This is a genomic window from Sphingosinicella sp. (genome assembly GCF_013911755.1).
GTDB lineage: Bacteria > Pseudomonadota > Alphaproteobacteria > Sphingomonadales > Sphingomonadaceae > Sphingosinicella.
Map to the genome: position 1 here is coordinate 121,204 of NZ_JACESP010000005.1, position 20,238 is coordinate 141,441.

The window sequence follows — 20,238 nt, forward strand, 5'->3', positions numbered from 1 at the left end:
AACCGGTGTCGGCCTTCGCGTGATCTGAGGCCGGAGAATCAGCCGGCAGAGTCGCAAGTGAAGGGAATGATGCAGTCGAAACACGCTATCGGAGCGGCTGGTTCGGCGGCAGATCGTAACGGCGGTATTGAACCCGCCGCCGCGGCCGCAGCGGAAGCGATGCTTCAGGGTGTCATCGATACGCTCCCCGTTGGCGTGCTCATCTTCCAGGCCGGCCGCGATGGCATTCCCGTTTGCCTGTCCTCCAATGCTACGTTCGAAAGCTGGGCGCGCTATCCGCACAATCAAGTGATCGGGCTCGGCCTGCCGCGCATCCGCCTTCTGAACGAGAACCCGCGCATCGGCGTCGCCGTGGAATCGCTGCTACAAGACCCGCGCGGTGCCAAGCGCGAGATCGACTGGACGGTTTCCGAAAGCCCGCGCCAGCGCCACCTGTCCGCGCACATCTCACCGTTGACACCGTCGGGCGATGCCCCGGCCCGCGTCGTCATTGCCGTGCGCGACCGCACGCCCGAGATTCAGGCCGAGCGCAACCTCAAGCAGACGATGCTGAACGATGCGCTCACTGGCCTTCCCAACCGCGTGCTGTTCATCGAACAGCTTGAAGAAGCGCTCGAAAGCCGCATGAAGTCGCACCTCGCGGTGGCGATCATCAACATCGACCGCTTCAAGCGCGTGAATGAAAACCTCGGCCACATCGTCGGGGACGAACTGCTCGCAGCGATGGCGCGCCGCCTCCTCCCCTGCATACGCGCCAACGATTGCCTCGCGCGCCTCTCGGGCGACGAATTCGCCGTGCTGGTGAAAAACATCGATGCGCCCGAAGACACGATCCGTGTCGTGGAACGTATCCAGAGCACGCTCAAGTCGCCGTTCGTCATCACCGGCGGCGAGTGTTTCGTTTCCGCGAGCATCGGCATCGCCACCACCTTCTCGTCACGCCGCTATTCCGAAGACCTGATCCGCGACGCCGATTTCGCACTGCATACCGCGAAGTCGCGCGGACGCGGCGGCATCGCCATCTACCAGTCGAGCGCGCACAGCGTCGCGCGCGACATGTTCCGCATGGAAGCCGATCTCCGGAAGGCGATTGAGCGGCAAGAACTCGAACTCGCCTTCCAACCCTACGTGAGCCTCGCCGAAGGTCGCCTCGTCGGCTTCGAGGCGCTCGCACGCTGGAATCATCCCGAGCGCGGTATCATTTCGCCCTCCGACTTCATACCCATCGCCGAAGATTCGGGGCTGATCGTCCCGCTCGGCCGCTGGGCGATCGAAACCGCCTGCAACCAGATTGCCGACTGGCGCAGGCGCTGCCCCGGCGCAGCCGATCTCACCGTCGGCGTCAACGTCTCCGGACTGCAGCTCGCGCAGGATGATATCGTCAGCGCGGTCGAAGCCGCGCTCACCGCGTCGGGCATCCCAGGCCGCGCGCTCAAGGTCGAGCTCACCGAAAGCGCCATCGTCGAGAACCCGGAGCTGGCGCGGCAGATCTTCACCAAGCTGAAGCAGCTCGATCTCAGCATTGCGATGGACGATTTTGGAACCGGCTATTCGTCACTCAGCTACCTTCAGCAGCTGCCCATCGACGTGCTCAAGATCGACCAGTCGTTCGTCGCCGGGATGCTGAACTCAGACGACAGCCACAAGATCGTCACCACGATCATCGCGCTCGCGCGCAACCTCGGCATGACGACGGTTGCCGAAGGCGTCGAGGAACAGAGCCAGGCGGAGCGGCTGCGCGCGCTCGGCTGCGATACGGCGCAGGGCTATTTCTTCGCGCGGCCGATGGCTGCGCAGGAAGCCGAAAAGTTCATCGACAAGGGCGCCTGCTGCCCCTCACGCCAACACAGCATCGAGCAGCGCAGCGACGTGCACAGCGTCGTGCGGACACCCTGAAGCCACCCAGTCACGTTCGAAGCGTTGCAGGCGGTGGCTCACCTCCGGGCCGGGCGCAATCCCGCGCGCGATGATATCCTTGCCGGTAATCGGCATTGCGGGACGCTCCCAGCCTTCGAGCGCGGCCCACGCGGCATGGCCTTCGTCGCCCAGCAGCAGTAGGCGGTCCCGCGCCGTCTCCGCGCCGCTGAAATAGGCCGCTGTGCAAGGATCATCGGGCAGCGCCGGGTCGGGGAGGCCAAGCGCATCGAGCCGCACGGTATCGCGCCGGGAGAGTCTGAGCCGCGCACCGAACGCCGTGCCCAGCCCTGCACGCTGCGGCAGCAGCGCGGCAAAGCGCCGGACCGGGTCGGGCTCGGCGCCCCACGCGGCCTCGCGCGCCGCGAGTGCCGCAAGGTTCGCAACCCGCTCCGCCGCGATTTCCGGCAGCACCGGCTTCAGAACGCCGAGTGACAGCATCAGCCCGATCGTCTCCGCCGCGCGCGGCAGCACGAGGATGCGGAACAGTTCGTCGCGGATGCGCTCGCGCGACAGTGCCATCAGATCGTTCGCGCGCGCCGCGCACGCCGCAAGCCCCTCCGCGTCCGGCTCCCCGCGGCCGAAGCGGCTGTGGAAGCGGAAGAAGCGCAGGATGCGCAGGTGATCCTCGGCGATGCGCTGGAGCGGCTCCCCGATGAAGCGGACACGGCCCGCATGTAGATCAACTAGTCCGCCGAACCAGTCGTCGATCTCGCCCGAGGGGAGCCGGGCATAGAGCGCGTTGATCGTGAAATCGCGCCGGGCCGCGTCCTCGCGCCAGTCAGCTGTATACTTTACGGTCGCGCGGCGCCCGTCGGTGGAAACGTCGCGGCGCAGTGTCGTGACCTCCATGATGAGGTCGGGGGTTACGGCTGTCACCGTGCCGTGTGCGATGCCGGTCGGCACCACCTGCACGCCCGCTGCCTCCAGCCGCTGCGTCACTTCCTGGGGTGAGAGCGCGGTCGCGAGATCGACGTCCGTCACCGGCAGGGCAAGCAGCGCATCGCGCACCGCGCCGCCGACCAGCCGCGTCGTACCGCTTTCGGCGTCGAGCGCGCGCAGCACCGTGCTGCCGCCCGGCGTTTCCGCCCATGCCTGCGGCGGGAGCTTCATTGCGTCAGGATCCGCGCGAGGTTCACGACCATGCCCGCCGTCGCGCCCCAGATGTCGCCGTCGCGCCACGGGATCACGTAGAAGGTGCGCTCGCGACCCTTCCACTCGCCCGTGCGACGTTCGTGCTTGGACGCGTCGAGCACATAGGCGAGCGGCACTTCGAACAGGCTCTCGACCTCCGCCTCGTGCGGCGTGAGCGCGAGGTCCGGCGGGATGATGCCGACCACCGGCGTCACGCGGAAACCCGTTCCCGTCGCATAGTCGTCGATCGGGGCGACGACCTCGACATGCACCGGAGGCAGCGCCGTCTCTTCCTCAGCCTCGCGCAGTGCCGCGCGCACCGCGTCCTCGCCGGGGTCGAGCCGACCGCCCGGAAACGCGACCTGCCCGGCGTGGCGCCGCATGTTGGCGTTGCGCTTGGTGAACAGCAGCGTCGGCTCGGCCCTCGCGATCACCGGCACCAGCACGGCGGCAGGGGTCAGCGCGCCGAGGAGATCGGTGTCGAAATTGTCGATGTCATCGCCGAACTGCGGCAGATGGCCGGGGATGCGTTCGTAGCGGCGCAGGCGCGCGCGTATCCAGTCGAGATCGCTGCTCATGCGGCATCCATCAGCGCGAAGTAAACGCCTTCGCTCCACACGCCGGGCGGATCGCCACCCTCGGCGATCGCGATCTCGGCGAGTTCATAATAGACCGGCCGCGCGATCCGCGCCTCCAGCCCGCCGCGCACGTGGAGGTATGGCGCCCCGTCCCGCAGCGAAATGCCATGCTCCGCCCCCGCAACCACCGGATCGCCGGTATTAAGCGTGAAACCGAGGCGGCGCGCCTCGCCTTCGCCCTCGCTCGCCACGGCGACGGCGATGAACGCCGCATCCTCCACCGCGATGTCGAGCTTTTCGGCGGGCGTTACGAGCACATGCCGGCCATCGGCCTCGCGGCGCAGGATCGTGGAGAACAGCCGCACCATCTCCGGGCGCGGGATCGGCGCGTCCTGATGGAACCAGGTTCCATCCCGCGCGATCCGCATTTCGCTGTCGCCGGTGCGCTCCGGATGCCAGCTTTCCACGGGCGGCAGCTTCAGCGCCGCCGCTGCCTGCGCAATCTCGGCGAGCGACGCCGGTCTGTCGAGGGTAGGACGTGTGTCGATCATGGCTTGCCACCCTTATCGCGCGCAGCGATGATTGTAACCCTGATCCCCCGACGTATTAGAGTGCCGTGAACACCGAACCCAAGCCCCCCCTCGACGTCAAGCAGGCCGAAGCGCGCTTCGATGCGCTTGCCGCTGCTTTCGCCGACGCCCGCACAGAGATTGCGCGCACCATCATCGGGCAGGAGCGCGTCATCGATCTGGCGCTCATCGCCCTGCTCGCGGGCGGTCACGCGCTCGTTGTCGGCCTTCCCGGCCTCGCCAAGACGCGCCTCGTGAAGACGCTCGGCACGGTTCTGGGCCTCGATACGCGCCGCATCCAGTTCACGCCCGATCTCGTGCCGTCGGACATTCTCGGCGCTGAAGTGCTGGAACAGTCGCGCGAGGGTGACCGCGCCTTCCGGTTCATCGAAGGCCCCGTGTTCACGCAGCTTCTGATGGCGGACGAGATCAACCGCGCCAGCCCGCGTACCCAGTCCGCGCTGCTGGAGGCGATGCAGGAGCGGCAGGTGAGCGTCGCGGGCGCCGCGCGGCCCCTGCCCCGCCCGTTCCACGTGCTCGCCACGCAGAATCCGATCGAGCAGGAAGGCACATACCCGCTGCCCGAAGCGCAGCTCGACCGCTTCCTGCTGCAGATCGACATCGATTTCCCCTCGCTTGCGGATGAGCGCAGGGTTCTCGTCGCCACCACGGGCGCGGAAGACCCTGTGCCCGAACATGTCCTCAAGGCCGCTGACCTGATCGAGGCGCAGATGCTGCTGACGCACATGCCGGTGCCCGAAGGCGTGGTCGATGCCATCCTCCGCGCCGTCAGGACCCTGCGTCCCGGCCCCGAGAATCCCGGATTGCTCTGGGGCCCAGGGCCGCGCGGCGGACAGGCGCTCATCACGGCCGCGCGTGCGCGCGCCTTCCTGCAGGGCCGCGCCGTGCCGCTGCTGGAGGACGTCGCGGCGCTGCTCCAGCCCGCGCTCGGCCACCGCGTCCAGCTCGGCTTTGCCGCGCGGAGCGAGGGCCGCACCGTCGCCGATCTCATCCGGACGATCGAATCCGGTCTGGAGTGAGCACGCCGCTTGACGCCGAACGCATCGCGGCCATGCTCGGCCCGCTGCGCCTGACGCGTGCCCGCGCCCGCATAGCGCGGCAGGCGGGCGCGCACCCGCGCCGGGTCGCGGGTCCGGGCGCGGAATTCTGGCAGTACCGGATGCTCAACCCCGGCGAGGCAGCGGACAAGGTGGACTGGCGCCGATCAGGCCGCAGCGACGAGCTTTACGTGCGCGAACGCGAACGCGAAGACCCCGTGCGCCTCTGGCTCTGGTCGGATGCGAGCGCCTCGATGGACTACGCATCCGATGAAGCCTTGCCGCGCAAGAAAACGATCGCGGACACGCTCGTCGCCGCGCTCGGTCTTGCCGCTTACGAGGCGGGCGAAACCTGCTGCGCGCCGCCCGACCCGCGCCCCTTGCGCGGTGACGCTTTGCTCGCGCCGCATGGGCCGGGCGATGCCCCCCGGCTTTCTGCCCCCGGCCCTGCCGACATCGTGCTCGCGGCGGGGGATTTCCTTGGGCGCCAGGCGCTCGACTGGATCGCCCCCGCCGCCGCCGCCGGCGCGCAGGGCGTCGTCATCGCCGTCGCCGACCCCGCCGAGATCGCCTTTCCTTTCTCGGGCCGCGTGCATTTCGATGCCGTCGAGCCCGGCGACCGCCCCTTCGAGGCGGGCCGCGCCGAAGCGCTCGGCGAAACCTACGCCGCCGCATGGGCCGCGCACCGCGCCCGGCTTGCCGCCGCCTGCGACCGCCCCGGCTGGCTGCTTGTCGACGCTGTGACAAGCGATGATGCTGCCGCGCACGCGGCGCGCATCGCCGGCTGGCTGCGCGCCGTCTGATGGGCGGCGCGTTCAGCTTCGCCGTGCCGTGGCTGCTCGCCGCAGGGCTCGCGCTGCCGTTCCTGTGGCTGCTGCTCCGCCGCCTGCCGCCTGCCGTGCGCCGCGTCCGTCTTCCCTCGATCGTATTGCTCGGCGACGCCGAAATCCCCCCGCCCCCCGCCGCGAAGCCGCCGTGGTGGCTGGTGCTGCTGCGGATCGGCATCGTCGCGCTGCTCCTCGTCGGCCTCGCCGGGCCGGTCTGGAAGCCGACACCCGCAACCGCGCCGCCCGCGCGGCTCGCCATCGTCATCGACAACGGCTGGTCCGCCGCCTCCCAGTGGGACCGGCTCGTCACGGCGGCCTCCGATCGTATCGAGGCGCTTCCGCCGACGACGCGCTTCAGCATCCTGCCCACGGCCTTCGATGGTCCGGCTCCAGACACGCACTGGGTCGATGCGCCGACCGCGAAGGCGCAGCTCGCCGCGCTTTCGCCGCTGCCCTGGCCCGCCGACCGCGCGCGCCGCGCCGCCGCGCTGCCGCAGGACGCGGCGTTCCTCTGGGTTTCGGACGGCATCGAAGATGCAGGCGCGCCTGCGCTTCGCCGCGCGCTTGCGGGCGGGGAGAGTCTGGCCGTCCCGCCCGCCGAGCCTGCGATCCGCGTTGCCGGGCGCACCAACGATGGCTGGAGCGGACAGGTGATTGCGCCTTCCGGTCTCCCATCGGCTGCGCTCGCTTTCCGCAGCCGACGCGGCCAGACTCTTTCGAGCGAGCCGCTGACGTTCGAGAGTGATGTCGCGACCTTCCGCGTGCATCTCGACGCCGCCGAGCGCGCGGACGTAAGCCGCCTCACCGTCGGCACGAGCGCGCAGGCGATCTATCTTGCAGACGGCAGCGCAGCGCGCCCGCGCGTCGTCGTCGTCGAAGGCCCCTCGAATGCCCCGCCGCTCGAATCGGGCGGCTATTACGTGCGCCGCGCACTCGAACCGCACGCCGAGGTCGTGACCGGAGCGCTCGCCACCGCCGCTGAAGACCCCGCAACGCTTTTCGTGCTCACCGACGTTGCCGCCGAACCCGCGCAGGCGAAGCCGCTGCTGGGGCGCGTGGAGAAAGGCGCCGTCGCCATCCTCTTCGCCGGGCCGCGCATTGCAGAGAACGGCAGCGCGCTTTCGCCCGTGCCGCTGCGTGCGGGCGCGCGCGCGCTCGGCGGCGTGCTCTCGTGGCAGCACCCGCAGGCGATCGGCGGCTTCGACGCCGCCGGGCCGCTCGCGGGACTAGCCGTCCCCGAGGAGGCGCGCGTCTCGCGTCAGCTTCTCGCGGCATCAGACAGCGAAGCGATGCGCTGGGCATGGCTTGCGGACGGCACGCCGATGGTGAGCGCAGCGCGGCGCGGCGCGGGGCTCCTCATTCTCGTCCACACCGCCGCCGATCCGTCATGGTCCACGCTGCCGCTCAGCGGTCTGTTCGAAGCGATGCTGCGCCGCCTGCTGCCGCTCGGCACCAACCCGGCCTCAGTCGACATCGCGGGCGCGAAACCCTGGGTGCTCGAGAGGATGCTCGGCGCGCGCGGCGAATGGCAGGAACCGGCGCGGCCCGTGACGATCCCCGCCGACCGCTTCGATGCCACGACGGCAAGCGCGGCGACACCGCCCGGCCTCTATCGCAGCGGCGACGCGCGGCGTGTCATCAACCTTGCGGGCGCGCTCGGCCCGCGCTTCAGCTTCGAACCGCTCGGCACAGAGGGCCTTCGCCCCGCCGCCGAAGCCGCGCCGCCGGTTGATATCGGTGCGTGGCTGATCCTCGCCGCCGCGCTGCTCGCCCTTGTCGACATCCTCGTTGCGCTTCGCCTGCGCGGGGCGCTCGCGCCGGTTGCGGCCGCCGTGCTCTTGATGCTTGCGCCGAAACCCGCCGAAGCTGCCGATCTTCAGCTTGCCTATGTGCGCACGGGAAGCCCCGCAGCGGACGCGGGTATCGCGCGCGGCCTTGAAACGCTCGGGCAGACGCTCACGCGCCGCACTTCCGTCTCTCCCGGCAAGCCCGCCGCGGTCGATCCGGCGCGCGATCCGCTCGGCGCCTATCCGGTGCTCTACTGGCCCGCCGCGAACGTCCGCAGCATGTCTCCCGCGACCGCGCTCCGCCTGCGTGCCTATATCGCCGCAGGCGGCCTCGTGCTCTTCGATTTCGGACGGCCGCTCGGCGCGGGCAGCGGCGCGCGGGATCTCCTCGAACCGCTCGGGCTGCCCGCGCTCAGCGAGGTTGGCAGCGAGCATGTCCTCTCGCGCAGCTTCTACCTTCTGCACAGCCACGCAGGGGGCGCGGTGTGGGCGGAGGCGGGCAGCGAGGGCGCGGACGGCCGCGTTTCCGGCGTCGTTATCGGCGGCGGCGACTGGGCCTCGCTCTGGTCGGGCGACCGCGCCGTCAGCCCGCAGCAGCGCGAGCAGGCGCTGCGCTTCGGCATCAATCTTGTGATGTATGCGCTCACCGGCACGTACAAGGCCGATCAGGTCCACACGCGCGCGCTGCTTGAACGCATGGGCGAAAAGCCGCGATGACGGAGCGCGTCATCAGCTTCGCGCCGTTCGTGCCGTGGTGGGGCCTCGCGATCATCGGCGTGCTGTTCGCCGCCGGGCTTGGGCTCGTGCTGTGGCGCGCGCCGCGCCTGTTCTGGCCGCGCGCGCTGATCGCCGCGATCCTGCTCCTGCTGATCGCGAACCCGATCTGGCTTCAGGAACGTCGCGCCGAGCGCCCCGATGTCGCGCTCGCCGTCGTTGACGGTTCGGCAAGCATGGGCATCGCGGACCGCACGCGCGAGGCGGACGCCGCGCTTGCCGCGCTTCGCCGAGAGGCACCCGGTGTCGAATGGCGCGTTGTCACCGTGCCGCAGGCGCCCGGCGAACCGACGCGCCTCGCCGCCGCGATCGAGCGCGCCGCATCAGATGCGCCTTCCGGGCGCCTCGCGGGCGTCGTCGTCCTCAGCGACGGCATTTCGGCGGATGCGCCGGACCCGCGCCTGCTCCCCGCGAACGTGCCGCTGCATCACCTGATCGCGGGCGATCCCGATACGCCCGACCGCCGCCTCATCGTCGAGCGCGTGCCGAGCTACAGCGTCGTCGGCCAGCCCGCCGAAGTCCTCATCCGCATCGACGACGGCCCGAACGCGCCGCGCGGCACGGCGACACTCACCGAATCGATCGCGGGCGGGCGCACCACCGAGCGCACCGTCGCGACCGGCGAGCCGGTGCGCCTCTCCGTTCCCGTCACGCGGCGCGGCACGATCGAGATGGCGCTGTCGGTCGCGCCGCTTGCCGGCGGCGAGGCGACGCTCGTCAACAACCGCGCGCTCGTTCGGCTGAACGGCGTCACGGATCGGCTGCGCGTGCTGCTCGTCTCGGGCGTGCCGTATCCCGGCGGGCGCGTGTGGCGGGATATTTTGAAGAGCGATTCCAACATCGATCTGGTGCATTTCACGATCCTGCGCCTGCCGACCAGTTTCGACACGACGCCGCCCGACGAGATGTCTTTGATCCCCTTCCCGGTCGAGGAGCTGTTCGAGCAGCATCTCGGCGATTTCGATCTCATCATCTTCGACCGCTTCAGCCTCTCCGAACTGCTCTCGCCGATCTATTTCCAGGATCTCGGCGCGCGCGTGAAGGCGGGCGGCGGGCTGCTCGTCGTCACCGGGGAGGAGTTCGCGGCGGATGGCGGGCTGGCCGCGACCGAACTTGCGCCCGTGCTTCCGGCGCGCACCGCGGGCCCGGGCATCACCGTACCCTTCCGCCCGTTGCTGACGCCCACGGGCCGCCGTCATCCCGTCACGTCCGAACTTCCGAAGATCTGGGGCGGCGATGCGTGGGGCCGCTGGGGTTCGCAGAGCGACATGACGCCAACATCGGGGGAGGTGCTGATGGCGGGCGCCGGAGACAAGCCGCTCGTCATGCTCGACCGCGTCGGGCGCGGGCGCGTCGGGCTCATCGCCTCCACGAATGTCTGGTGGTGGTCGCGCGGCGTGGATGGCGCGGGGCCGCACGCGGAGCTGCTGCGCCGCATCGCGCACTGGCTGATGCAGGAGCCCGATCTCGACGAAAACCGCCTCGACGTTTCCGCGAAGGGGCGCCGCATCGATATCACCGCACGCGGCCTCACCCCGCCCGAAGCCGCGATCCTCACCGACCCCGGCGACAACGATCGCGGCGTTCCACTCGAACCGCGCGGCGAGGGTATCACCGGCGCAATCGTTTCGGTGGGTACGGACGGGCTCTACCGCGTCGCTGCCGGAGACCGCATCCGCTATGTCCTCGCGGGCGACACCGCCGAGTTCGCCGAGGTGCGTCCGCGCGAAACCCCGCTTGCCGCGCCGGTGAAAGCCTCGGGTGGCGGCAGCCACTGGCTGCGGGACGGCGTGCCCAAGGTCCGCCGTGTGAGCCCGGGCGACACGGCTGCGGGCACCGGCTGGCTCGGCCTCGTCGAGAACCGCAGCGGATCACTCGTCGCGGTCGACGAGAAGCCGCTGCTCATGCCGCCGCTGGCGCTTCTGCTCGCTGCGGGCCTTTTCGTGCTGGCATGGTGGCGCGAACGGCGCTGAGCGCCTTTGCCGGGCGGAGCGTGCCTGCCGTGCTCAGCGCGAGCCCGCGCGCAAGCAGCCGGTGCCGCTCCACCGGACCCGGCACCGTCCAGTCCGCCGTCGCCTCCGCCGAAAAGCCGAAGCGGCCGTAATATTCCGGGTCGCCGATCAGCACGATCGCGCTCCGCCCCATCGCATCAGCGGCCGCGATCGCGGTTTCCATGAGTGCGGCGCCTATGCCCGTGCCCTGCAGGCTCTTCGCGACCGCAACGGGGCCGAGCAGCGTCAAGCCTTGCACGCCGTTCGCCGTCGCGAGCTCGATCGGCCAAAGCTGGATCGAGCCGACGAGCTTGCCATCCGCGTTCAGCGCCACAAAACTGAGACCATCCACCGCGCGCGCGCCCTCGCGCAGGCGATAGGCGGTGCGGCCATGCCGGTCGGAGCCGAAAACATCGTCGAGAAGCGCTTCAATGGCAGCGCCGTGCCGGGCGCTGGCGGGCACGATCATCATGTGCGGAACTTTCAAGCATTCGAGTGACAGGAAGATGAAGAATGGCCATGCGCCATCCGCGCCGCTTTCCCAGCGGCGTCTATCCTCGTCGTAGTCCTCGAACCTCGAATGTCATGCGCTGGAAACCTGTTCCTTGTTGCGGCTAGCGCGAATAGACGAGAACGTGGCCTCGTGCAATCAGGTTTACGAAACAAGGGAATCGACCATGAAGCTCTACGGCATGAACCGCGCGCCCAATCCGCGCCGCGTTACCATCTTCCTTGCCGAGAAGGGCATTCCCATCGAGATCGAGGAGGTGAACGTCGCCGAGGGCGGGAACCGCACGCCTGAGTATCTTGCGGTCAACCCGCGCGGCCTCATTCCAGCGCTGGTGCTCGACGACGGCACGGTGATCGACGAATCAATCGCCATCTGCCGTTATTTCGAGACGCTACACCCCGAGCCCAACCTGATGGGCCGCGACGCGAAGGAAGCCGCCGTCATCGAATGCTGGCAGCGCCGTATCGAATTCGACGGGCTGGCGACCATCGCTTCCGTCTACCGCAACACGCAGCCGGTGTTCGCGAACCGCGCGCAGCCCGGCGGCGGACCGGACACGGCGCAGATCCCCGATCTTGCCGAACGCGGGCGGCTGCTGCTGCCCGGCTTCTTCGCGATGTTGAACACCCGCCTCGGCGAAAGCCCCTACATCGCGGGCGACCGCTACACGATCGCCGACATCACCGCGACGGTCGCCCTCGATTTCGCCCGCTGGATCAAGGCGCGCGTTCCCGAGGATCACACGAACACGCTGCGCTGGCACGCGGAGGTCACGGATCGCCCGAGCTACGCGGCCGGATAGGAGCTCTCGCCACCCACCGTCATCCCGGCGTAGGCCGGGACCCGTACGACCGTGGTCATGGATCCCGGCCTACGCCGGGATGACGGGTTAGGTTGAACTGCCACGATGCAAAAAGGCCGGAGCGAGATAGCAGCCCCAGCCTTTCGAACCTTCTATAAGTGTGGACGCCATGCGGTCAGCCTCGTCCTATGGATGCACTGTGGGCCGAATCTTGGACACGATATCTGCCGCATTCAGAGTAACGCAGAAGTCCTTGTTCCGGGGTTTGCAATCCGTCGGCGGGCCGGCCTCATCGCTGGCTCGCACAACAATCCGCACAATCTCTTTCCCGTAGACCATGGTTCCTGTCCCGACCTGCCCCGTGAAATCCAGAACCTGTATATGGGTTTTACCGGATGCAAGTACGAGCTCAGCGGCACGAAGAAGCGCCATCTCCTGAGAGAAACCGCGACCATCATGGCCACGCGTAATTGCAGAGACTTTCCAAGTTCCGTCCTTTTGAAGCGATTCCTTATACCCATTCCCAAACATGTCGGTTGGACGATAGGTTCGCGGCTTTGGTACGAGGCCAGCATAGGCGATATTTTGCTGTAGAAAGACGAAAGATAACAACACAAAAGAAGCCATGAGAGCCCTCAGCCCCATACGACCACCCTTTATCATCCGAAGACACCCAAGTTGCGCACTTTTATTATTGGCACAAGCACATAGAGTAAGAAACAGCCAGAACAAGAAAGGGCCAAAACGATAAATCGTTTTGGCCCTTTCTTAACTTAAGTCTGAACGGTGCGCTCTAGTGGAGGCGCCGATCCAGTTCGCTGATCGCGGCGTCAGTAAGCTTGGTCTTCGTCGCCTTGTCGGTCGTTTCTGCGATGATGCGCGCTGCAGCGGTGGTGGCGAGGTTCGCCGCGCGGGCGCGGAGTTCGGCTTCGGCGGCGCGCTCGGCGGCACCGATCTTGGCTTCGGCCATCGCGGTGCGGCGCGCAACCATCGTCTCGGCGCTCTTCTGCGCGGCGGCGGTGATCTGCTCGGCTTCCTGGCGTGCGTGCGCGATGATCGCCGCGGCATCCTTTTCGCCCTGCGCCTCACGCGCTTTCGCTTCCGCGAGAAGCTTCTCGGCTTCCTCGCGCAGCGTCTTCGCCTCGGCAAGCTGTGCCTTCACCAGCGCGATGCGGGCATCGAGGCCCTGCGCGATCAGCTTCGGCGCCTTCATCACGAAGATCGCGAGGAGGAAGAAGATCGTGATGCTGACGTAAACCCAGCCCTCGGCATCGAGCCCGAGCATGACCGGATGCTCGTCGTGCGCGGCCTCGTGAGCAACGGTCGCGGTCGTCTGATCGACCTCGCCCGCGCTCGGTGGCACGTCGACAGGGGTCACATCACCGGCGGGAACTTGCATGGCGTTTTCCTACGAAAGGCTCGCGTCGACCGCGGCCCTGGCTTCCAACGCGCCGGGCCGAACGCCGGTCAAGCGTTCGACGACATCGGCCGCCGCTTCGCTCGCCGCGGCGTCGATCTCGCCCAGCGCCTTGGCACGCGCATCTGAAATGCGAGCTTCCGCCGAGGCGAGACGCGCATTCAGTTCGGCATCGAGTGCGGCGAGCTTCGCTTCGTTTTCGCGAGCCGTGGCCGCCTTCGCTTCGCCCACGACGCCTGTCGCGGCTTCGCGGGATTTGGCGAGCACGGCATTATAAACCTCGCCCGTGTTCGTGGCAGCCGTGTGCGCCAGTTCCGCCGCCGCAAGATCGGCCGCGATGATGCTGGCGCGTTCGTCGACGACCTTGCCGATTTTCGGCAGCGTCAGGCGGACGACGCCGAAGTAAAGGATGGCGAATGCAATCGCCAGCCAGAACATCTGCGGCAGAAAATTTGACGGGTCGAACTGTGGCATGACTTACCCCGATGCGAATCCGGCTGAACGATCAGAAGGGCGCGCACCGGCACGCATGTCGCGCCGGTGCAAAGCCCTAGCGGATCAACCGAACGCGAGCGCGAGCGCGACGACGGCGGCGATCAGGCCGAGCGCTTCGGTCACGGCGAAGCCGAAGATCAGACGGCCGCCGAGCTTGTCGGCAGCGGCCGGGTTGCGCAGCGCGCCCTGGAGGAACTGACCGAAGATCGTGCCCACGCCGATGGCGGCAATGCCCGCGCCGACAGCAGCGAGACCGGCACCGATGAGCTTGGCTGATGCGATATCCATGTTGAAACCCTTCCGTTGAACTAAGCTGTTGGGATTACGTTGAAACTAGTGAAGATTGACCGCGTCGTTCAGATAGATCGACGTCAGCAGCGCGAACACGTAGGCCTGCACCACAGCGATCATCACTTCGAGCGCAGTGAGCGCGACATTGACGCCGAGCGGCAGCAGACCGAACACGCCGAGGCTGACGACGAAGCCGCCGAACACCTTCAGAAGCACGTGGCCCGCGGTCATGTTCGCGAACAACCGGATCGCCAGCGTGAACGGGCGCGACAGGAAAGAGACGAACTCGATCGCCGTCACCAGCGGCAGCAGCACGATCGGGCAATCCTTGGGGATGAACAGCGAGAAGAAGTGCAGCCCGTGGCGGGCGAAGCCGACGCCCAGCACCACCAGGAAGACGAGCGCGGCAAGGCCGAAGGTCACAGCGATATGGCTGGTCGGCGTGAACGCGCCCACGAAGGGCAGCAGGCCGAGCAGGTTGCAGCCAAGCACGAAGATGAAAAGCGCGAACACCAGCGGCACGTAACGGCGGCCTTCCGGCCCGACGTTTTCCGCCAGCATGTTGCGGATGAATTCCTCTAGATACTCGACGGAGGCCTGCCAGCGCCCGGGAACGAGCTTCGGCGCGGCCGTGCCGATGAAGAGGAAACCCGCGACCGTGACGAGCGCGATCATCATCCACAGCGACGAATTGGTGAACGAGACGTCGTAACCGCCCAGCGCGATCGGGCTGAGCGTCTTGATCTCGAACTGTTCCATCGGGTTCGCCATTGAAAGCCCGCGCTCCTGAACCTTAGTTGTTGTCGTCCGGGTTGCCGTCGAAGTCGCCGCTCTTGCGCATCACCGTGCGCAGACCGGCGCCGAAGCCGAGCAAAAAGAACAGGATCATTCCGTAAGGCCCCGTTCCGAACCAGCCATCGATCAGCCAGCCGAAGAAGGCACCCACGAGGATCGCACCGATGAACTCGATGGCGATCGACCAGCCCCTGTTCTCTTCCCGTTTAAGCCCGTCACGCTTCGGACTGGCACGCTCCTTGGCCTCGGCAAGCCGACGACCGAGGTCGTCGGGTTCGATGCGTCGGTCATCTGCCAACGATCATCTCCATGCCCTTGAGGACAGTTTGAACGGTCCACCCGAAACACATGCCGTTTCCGGCAAGCGACGAGACGCCGGAGCCGAAACCCCGAACGCGAGCGCACGTTTAGTGGCGGGTTTTCGCCAAGTCAACGCTCGCCTTGCCGCAGCGCGGCATGGCAGACGCGGCGGCATCTCTACTCTGCCGCGAGCAGCGTTTCGGCGCGCCCGAGGTCCACGGAAACAAGCTGGCTAACGCCTTTCTCGCCCATGGTGACGCCGTAGAGACGATGCATGCGGCTCATGGTCACGGCATTGTGCGTCACAATAAGGAAGCGCGTGTCGGTGAGCGTGGTCATGCGGTCGAGAAGATCGCAGAAACGTTCGATATTGGCGTCGTCGAGCGGCGCGTCGACCTCGTCGAGCACGCAGATCGGCGCCGGGTTCGTCAGGAACAGGCCGAAGATCAGCGCCACGGCCGTCAACGCCTGCTCGCCGCCCGAAAGCAGCGTCAGCGATTGCAGCTTCTTGCCCGGCGGCTGCGCCATGATCTCGAGACCCGCTTCGAGCGGATCGTCCGATTCGATGAGTTCGAGCCGCGCCTCGCCGCCGCCGAACAGGCTGGAGAAAAGGTCGCCGAAGTGGCGGTTCACCTCCTCGAACGCGGTCAAAAGCCGCGCACGGCCCTCGCGGTTCAGCGAGCCGATGCTGCCGCGCAGGCGGGCGATCGCCGTTTCCAGCTCCTCGCGTTCGGATGTCGAGGTGGCGAGCGTCGTCTCGATCTCTTCGAGTTCGACGTCGGCGCGCAGGTTCACCGGCCCCATGCGTTCGCGCTCGCCGGTCAGGCGGTCGAGCCCGGAGGTCAGCGTTTCGGCGTCCTCCATGTTCTCGTCGCTAAATTCGAAACGCTGGGGCAGCATCTGCGGCGAGCACTGGAAGCGCTCGACCGACAGGCGGTTGAGTTCGGTACGCCGGTGCTCGCAATTTTCAACGCGTACCTCGATGCGGCCGCGCTCCTCGCGTAGCATCGAGAGAATTTCGGTCGCCTCGCGCGCCTCGGCGTCGATGGTGCGGAGTGCGCTTTCGGCTGCAGCGAGGCGGTCCGCCGCCGCCTGACGCGCGGCTTCTGCGTCAGCGAGATCGCCCGCGAGGCGCGCCTGACGCTCGGCAATGGCGGCGGGCACGTCGGCGATTTCGGCGATCGTCGCGTTCGCCGCTGCGATTCGCGCCGCAAGTTCCTCGCGCTGCGCAGCGCTACCGGAGATCCGGCGTTCCCACGCCTCACGCTCCGCAGTGATCGCCTCGCGGCGCGCGGTGTCGCTTTGCAGGCCGCGTTGCAGCGCCACATGCTCGGCGCGCGCGGTGGCGAGATCGGAGCGGTGCGCGTCCGCGGTGTTGCGCGCGGCCGTCACCGCTTCGGTCAGCCCTTCGGCGCCCGGCACTTCGAGCAGCGCCGCTTCAAGCCCCTGCATCTTCTCGCTGGATTCGGCGATCTGATCGTTCGCGCGCGTCACCGCCGCCGCGAACGCTTCGAGCTGCGCGGCGCGGCGTTCGACCTCGCCGGCGAGCTGCGACATCGTCTTCGCCGCATCCGCGCGGGCGGCTTCGGCGCGGCGGAGCGCCTGGCGCTCGGCGTCGATCGCGGAGGCCGTTTCGGCAACAATCGCGCGCGCGGCGGCAAGTTCAGTATCGAGCACTTCCACCGCCGCCTCGGCATCGGGCAGCAATGCCTCGACCTCGGCGAGCCGGTTGCGCTGGCGCAGCTTTTCGGCAGCCGCGCTGCCGTCGCCCGCCTCGGTGCGGAAGCCGTCCCAGCGGACCATGCGCCCTTCGCGGGTCACCAACCGCTGGCCGACGGAAAGCTTCGCCGCCATCCGGTCCAGCATCTCGTCGTCGACGATGCCGATTTGCGCGGCGCGGCGCGCGAGTTCCTCGGGCGCTTGGATCACGTCGGAAAGCGGCCGCGCGCCCGCGGGAAGCCCCGGATCCCACTCGCCCTTCAGCGCCCCGCCCCAGCGCCGTCCGCTTTCGCCGCCCACGGGTGCCGCCGTGTCGTCGCCGAGCGAGGCGGCGAACGCCGCCTCGAAACCCTTGGTCACGCGGACGCGGTCGATCAGCGGCTCGGCATCGCCGCCGCGGCTCGCCGCGAGCGAGCGCTGGAGCGACTGCCGCTCTCCGGCGAGCGCCGAAAGCGCCGCCTGCGCCTCGCCGCGTTTCGCCTGCGCCGCCTCGCGCGCGGTCTCTGCCCCGGCGCGGCGTTCCTCGCCGGTCGCGATGGCGGCAGAGGCGCGCTCGGCCTCAGCCTCGGCCTCTTTCGCGCGGGCTTCGGCGGCGATCAGGCGTTCGCCGGCGTCATCGCCCTGCGCGGCGGCGGCCTGCGCGGCGAGCGTGCGCGTCTTTTCGGATTCGGCGCGCGCAATCTGCGAGCGCAGCGCGGAAAGCTCGGCCTCGATCGCCCGGCGCTGCCCCTGCGCCTCGGCCTGCGCGGCGAGAGCGTCGGCGAGCGTGCGCTGATCGGCCTCCACGACGGCTTCAAGATCGGTAATGCGCGCTTGCGCCGGGCCAAGCGCGGCCTCAGCCTCATCCAGCCGCGCGGCGATACCGGCATCTTCCGTCGCGAGCCGTTCGAGCGCGGCGTGCGCGTCGTGGTGCAGCGCATCCTCGCGCGCAATGTCGCGCTCCGCCGCCTCGCGCCGCGCTTCTGCCTCGCGGCGGCGGCGCTCGACCTCGTTGAGTTCGGCGTTCAGCGAATCGCGCGAGAGTTTCAGGCGCTGCAGGATCGCCGCGGCTTCGGCCTCAGCCTCGCGCAGCGGCGGCAGGTTCGCGGCGGCGTCCGACTGCCGCGCCGAGATTGCGGCGCCGAGCCGCGTCGCGTCCTCGATCTTCCCGCGCAAGGCTTCCGCCTCGGCCTTCGCGGCGTTGGCATCGGCGGTCGCCTCACAGGCCTTCGCGTAAAGCAGCATCGCCTCGGCGATACGGATCTGCTCGGAGAGTTTCTTGTAGCGCTCCGCCTGCCGCGCCTGCCGCTTCAGGTTCGCGGCCTGCGACGACAGGCCCTGCAGCACGTCGTCGAGGCGGGTGAGGTTGGTTTCCGCCGCGCGCAGGCGCTGCTCCGCGTCCTTGCGGCGCACATGCAGACCCGAAATCCCCGCCGCCTCTTCGAGCAGCAGGCGACGATCTTGAGGCTTCGCGGCGATGATCGCGCCGATGCGGCCCTGGCTGACGAGCGCGGGCGAGTGTGCGCCGGTCGCAGCATCCGCGAACAGCAGCTGCACGTCCTTCTGGCGCACGTCTCGGCCGTTGATGCGGTACGCCGAGCCGAGGCCGCGTTCGATGTGGCGAACGACTTCGAGATCGTCCGAATCGTTGAACTGTGCGGGCGCGCGGCGGCTGGAATTGTCGAGATGCAGCGTCACGTGCGCGGCGTCGCGCGCCGGGCGACGGTCGGTGCCGGCGAAGATCACGTCTTCCATGCCGCCGCCGCGCAAGGATTTGGCGCTCGATTCGCCCATCACCCAGCGGATGGCTTCAAGGAGGTTGGACTTGCCGCAGCCGTTCGGGCCAACGACGCCCGTCAGCCCGTCCTCGATCCTGAGTTCCACAGGATCGACGAAGGATTTGAATCCGGCGAGTCTAAGCCGCCTGAAATGCACGCGTCCCCCGCTCTCTCACGCCCACACGCTTCACGCTACTTCACGGCATCCTTGAGCAGCGGTTCGAGGTCCGCCCAGCTGTGCACGCCTTCGAGCGACTTGTCGTTCAGCACGAACGCGGGCGTGCCCGTCACCTTGTACTGCTCGACCGCGGTCTTGCGGATCGTCTCCAGCTGGCCGCGCTGGTTCGCGTCGGTCAGGCAAGCCTTGAACTTCGCTTCCGGAATGCCGCGCGCGCGCACGAAACCGTCGAGCCCGCCGAGCTTCGCGTAGGTGACGACCTGCTCGTCCGGCGACATCGATTGCAGCGGCGCTGTCTGCGCCTCGGTCAGCTTGGTGAACGGTTCGATCCACGCCTGCTGGTTCTTGAAGAAAGCGTCGGCAAGCCCGAAGAACGCGCTCGGCCCCTGGCAGCGCGCAAGCATCGTGGCGCCGTAATCCGCCGGGTTCAGCACGAAGTTGCGGAACTCGTAATAGACCTTGCCCTTGGCGACGTACTCGCCCTTGATGGTCGGCATCGCCATTTCATGGAAATCGCGGCAGTGCGGGCAGGTAAGCGACGCGAATTCGATGAGCTTCACCGGTGCATTCGGGTTGCCGATCGCGAAGCCGCCCTCGGGCGTCGCCTTCACGGCTTCCAGCCAGTTGGCTTTCGCCGCCGGCGCGGCTGCCTTGGGGGCGCTGCCGGCCTTGTTGCCGGCGGCCTCTGACGACTCCTGACCGCAGGCGGAAAGCACTGCGACAGCACCAAACATGCACAAGGCCTTGAACCGCGCTTTTCTCAACATCTGGTAGTCCACCTTCGAAGAAACCCAATACCTGCCACAGATGCGGGTGGGGCACTATGACGAGGCCAGCAACCCAAGTCAAAGCCGATCAGCACGTCTCCAGCTATCGGATGAGGGGCAGCCCCTTCGTCGCGCTCATCTGCCGCGCAAGGTCTTCCAAGCTCTGCCGAAGCTCGTCGTCGGCGATCGCTTTCAGACTGCCCGCCACGTCGTCGGGCACCTCGCCGGGGGTCTGCACGGAATCGCCCGCCGGTGTGCGCTCCGCGGGTAGCCCCTGCCGGATGGCGATGCGCGCGACGGCATCGTAGCCGAAAAAGCGGTTCACCCGTTCGATGATCTGCGGCGCGACATGCTGGATCATCAGCGCGTGCGAGCCGGTGGCGGAAAGGTTGAGCGTGCCGCCGCTACGCTTGCCGTGCGGGAAGCTCAGCGATTCGGGCGTCGAATGCCGCGCATAGTCCGGCCCCACGATCTCCGGCCAGCGCGCAACGACCGCACTGTCGACAAAGCCGAAGCGGCGGAACGCCTTGCGCCCCACGAGCGGCACAAGCTCGGCCACCGACCGGCTCCCGCC

General features: G+C 68.1%; 19 protein-coding genes. 6 read left to right on the plus strand and 13 right to left on the minus strand.

Features of this window, described 5'->3' with window-relative positions; all coding sequences use genetic code 11:
• Window positions 1-69 precede the first annotated feature (69 nt).
• Complete coding sequence (locus H2052_RS05670) at window positions 70-1,896, plus strand: EAL domain-containing protein (RefSeq protein WP_293779018.1); 1,827 nt, start codon at window positions 70-72, stop codon at window positions 1,894-1,896.
• Here the strand turns inward: H2052_RS05670 and H2052_RS05675 are convergent.
• Genes H2052_RS05675 through H2052_RS05685 form a run of 3 tightly spaced genes read right to left on the minus strand, consistent with a single transcriptional unit; the run spans window position 1,837 to window position 4,177 of the window.
• A complete protein-coding gene (locus H2052_RS05675) occupies window positions 1,837-3,027 on the minus strand; it encodes a CCA tRNA nucleotidyltransferase (RefSeq protein ID WP_293779020.1) in 1,191 nt (396 codons plus the stop codon). The two genes, H2052_RS05670 and H2052_RS05675, sit on opposite strands and share 60 nt — an antisense overlap.
• Window positions 3,024-3,626, minus strand: coding sequence for a CoA pyrophosphatase (locus H2052_RS05680; RefSeq protein WP_293779022.1), 603 nt, complete (start codon window positions 3,624-3,626; stop codon window positions 3,024-3,026). The genes H2052_RS05675 and H2052_RS05680 overlap by 4 nt, the downstream gene beginning before the upstream one ends.
• Window positions 3,623-4,177 (minus strand): DUF1285 domain-containing protein, encoded by a 555-nt coding sequence (locus H2052_RS05685; RefSeq protein ID WP_293779024.1) that lies wholly within the window; start codon window positions 4,175-4,177, stop codon window positions 3,623-3,625. Before H2052_RS05685 ends, H2052_RS05680 begins: the two co-directional genes overlap by 4 nt.
• 65 nt (window positions 4,178-4,242) lie before the next feature.
• On the opposite strand from H2052_RS05685, the gene H2052_RS05690 reads away from it, so the two are divergent.
• Genes H2052_RS05690 through H2052_RS05705 form a run of 4 tightly spaced genes read left to right on the plus strand, consistent with a single transcriptional unit; the run spans window position 4,243 to window position 10,614 of the window.
• Window positions 4,243-5,235, plus strand: coding sequence for a MoxR family ATPase (locus tag H2052_RS05690; protein ID WP_293779026.1), 993 nt, complete (start codon window positions 4,243-4,245; stop codon window positions 5,233-5,235).
• Entirely contained in the window at window positions 5,232-6,056 is an 825-nt protein-coding gene (locus H2052_RS05695) for a DUF58 domain-containing protein (protein ID WP_293779028.1), read from the plus strand. Before H2052_RS05690 ends, H2052_RS05695 begins: the two co-directional genes overlap by 4 nt.
• A complete protein-coding gene (locus tag H2052_RS05700; protein ID WP_293779030.1) occupies window positions 6,056-8,584 on the plus strand; it encodes a DUF4159 domain-containing protein in 2,529 nt (842 codons plus the stop codon). Before H2052_RS05695 ends, H2052_RS05700 begins: the two co-directional genes overlap by 1 nt.
• Complete coding sequence (locus H2052_RS05705) at window positions 8,581-10,614, plus strand: hypothetical protein (RefSeq protein WP_293779032.1); 2,034 nt, start codon at window positions 8,581-8,583, stop codon at window positions 10,612-10,614. Before H2052_RS05700 ends, H2052_RS05705 begins: the two co-directional genes overlap by 4 nt.
• On the opposite strand, the gene H2052_RS05710 is transcribed toward H2052_RS05705, so the two are convergent.
• Entirely contained in the window at window positions 10,544-11,104 is a 561-nt protein-coding gene (locus tag H2052_RS05710; protein WP_366484289.1) for an N-acetyltransferase, read from the minus strand. The genes H2052_RS05705 and H2052_RS05710 overlap by 71 nt on opposite strands.
• A gap of 205 nt (window positions 11,105-11,309) precedes the next feature.
• Between H2052_RS05710 and H2052_RS05715 the strand changes: the two genes are divergently transcribed.
• Window positions 11,310-11,945 carry a glutathione S-transferase family protein gene (locus tag H2052_RS05715; protein WP_293779033.1) on the plus strand — a complete coding sequence of 212 codons (636 nt, stop codon included), beginning with the start codon at window positions 11,310-11,312 and terminating at the stop codon, window positions 11,943-11,945.
• 186 nt (window positions 11,946-12,131) lie between these two features.
• Here the strand turns inward: H2052_RS05715 and H2052_RS05720 are convergent, their stop codons facing one another.
• The 9 genes from H2052_RS05720 to H2052_RS05760 all read right to left on the minus strand — a co-directional run bounded on the left by H2052_RS05720 (window position 12,132) and on the right by H2052_RS05760 (window position 20,223).
• Window positions 12,132-12,572 (minus strand): hypothetical protein, encoded by a 441-nt coding sequence (locus tag H2052_RS05720; protein WP_293779035.1) that lies wholly within the window; start codon window positions 12,570-12,572, stop codon window positions 12,132-12,134.
• A 166-nt stretch (window positions 12,573-12,738) separates the two neighbouring features.
• Complete coding sequence (locus H2052_RS05725; protein ID WP_293779037.1) at window positions 12,739-13,344, minus strand: hypothetical protein; 606 nt, start codon at window positions 13,342-13,344, stop codon at window positions 12,739-12,741.
• A gap of 9 nt (window positions 13,345-13,353) precedes the next feature.
• Complete coding sequence (locus tag H2052_RS05730) at window positions 13,354-13,836, minus strand: ATPase (protein ID WP_293779039.1); 483 nt, start codon at window positions 13,834-13,836, stop codon at window positions 13,354-13,356.
• Window positions 13,837-13,920: 84 nt separating this feature from the next.
• A complete protein-coding gene (locus tag H2052_RS05735) occupies window positions 13,921-14,145 on the minus strand; it encodes a F0F1 ATP synthase subunit C (RefSeq protein WP_121048099.1) in 225 nt (74 codons plus the stop codon).
• A 45-nt stretch (window positions 14,146-14,190) separates the two neighbouring features.
• Window positions 14,191-14,919, minus strand: a complete 729-nt coding sequence (locus tag H2052_RS05740) for a F0F1 ATP synthase subunit A (RefSeq protein ID WP_293779043.1) — start codon at window positions 14,917-14,919, stop codon at window positions 14,191-14,193.
• Window positions 14,920-14,941: 22 nt separating this feature from the next.
• Window positions 14,942-15,241, minus strand: a complete 300-nt coding sequence (locus tag H2052_RS05745; protein ID WP_293779045.1) for an AtpZ/AtpI family protein — start codon at window positions 15,239-15,241, stop codon at window positions 14,942-14,944.
• 179 nt (window positions 15,242-15,420) lie between these two features.
• A complete protein-coding gene (locus tag H2052_RS05750; protein ID WP_293779047.1) occupies window positions 15,421-18,876 on the minus strand; it encodes an AAA family ATPase in 3,456 nt (1,151 codons plus the stop codon).
• A gap of 35 nt (window positions 18,877-18,911) precedes the next feature.
• Window positions 18,912-19,631: a thioredoxin domain-containing protein gene (locus tag H2052_RS05755; RefSeq protein ID WP_293779049.1), complete on the minus strand. Its 720-nt coding sequence runs from the start codon at window positions 19,629-19,631 to the stop codon at window positions 18,912-18,914.
• Between the two features lie 136 nt (window positions 19,632-19,767).
• Window positions 19,768-20,223, minus strand: coding sequence for a DciA family protein (locus H2052_RS05760; RefSeq protein WP_293779051.1), 456 nt, complete (start codon window positions 20,221-20,223; stop codon window positions 19,768-19,770).
• Window positions 20,224-20,238: the final 15 nt, after the last annotated feature.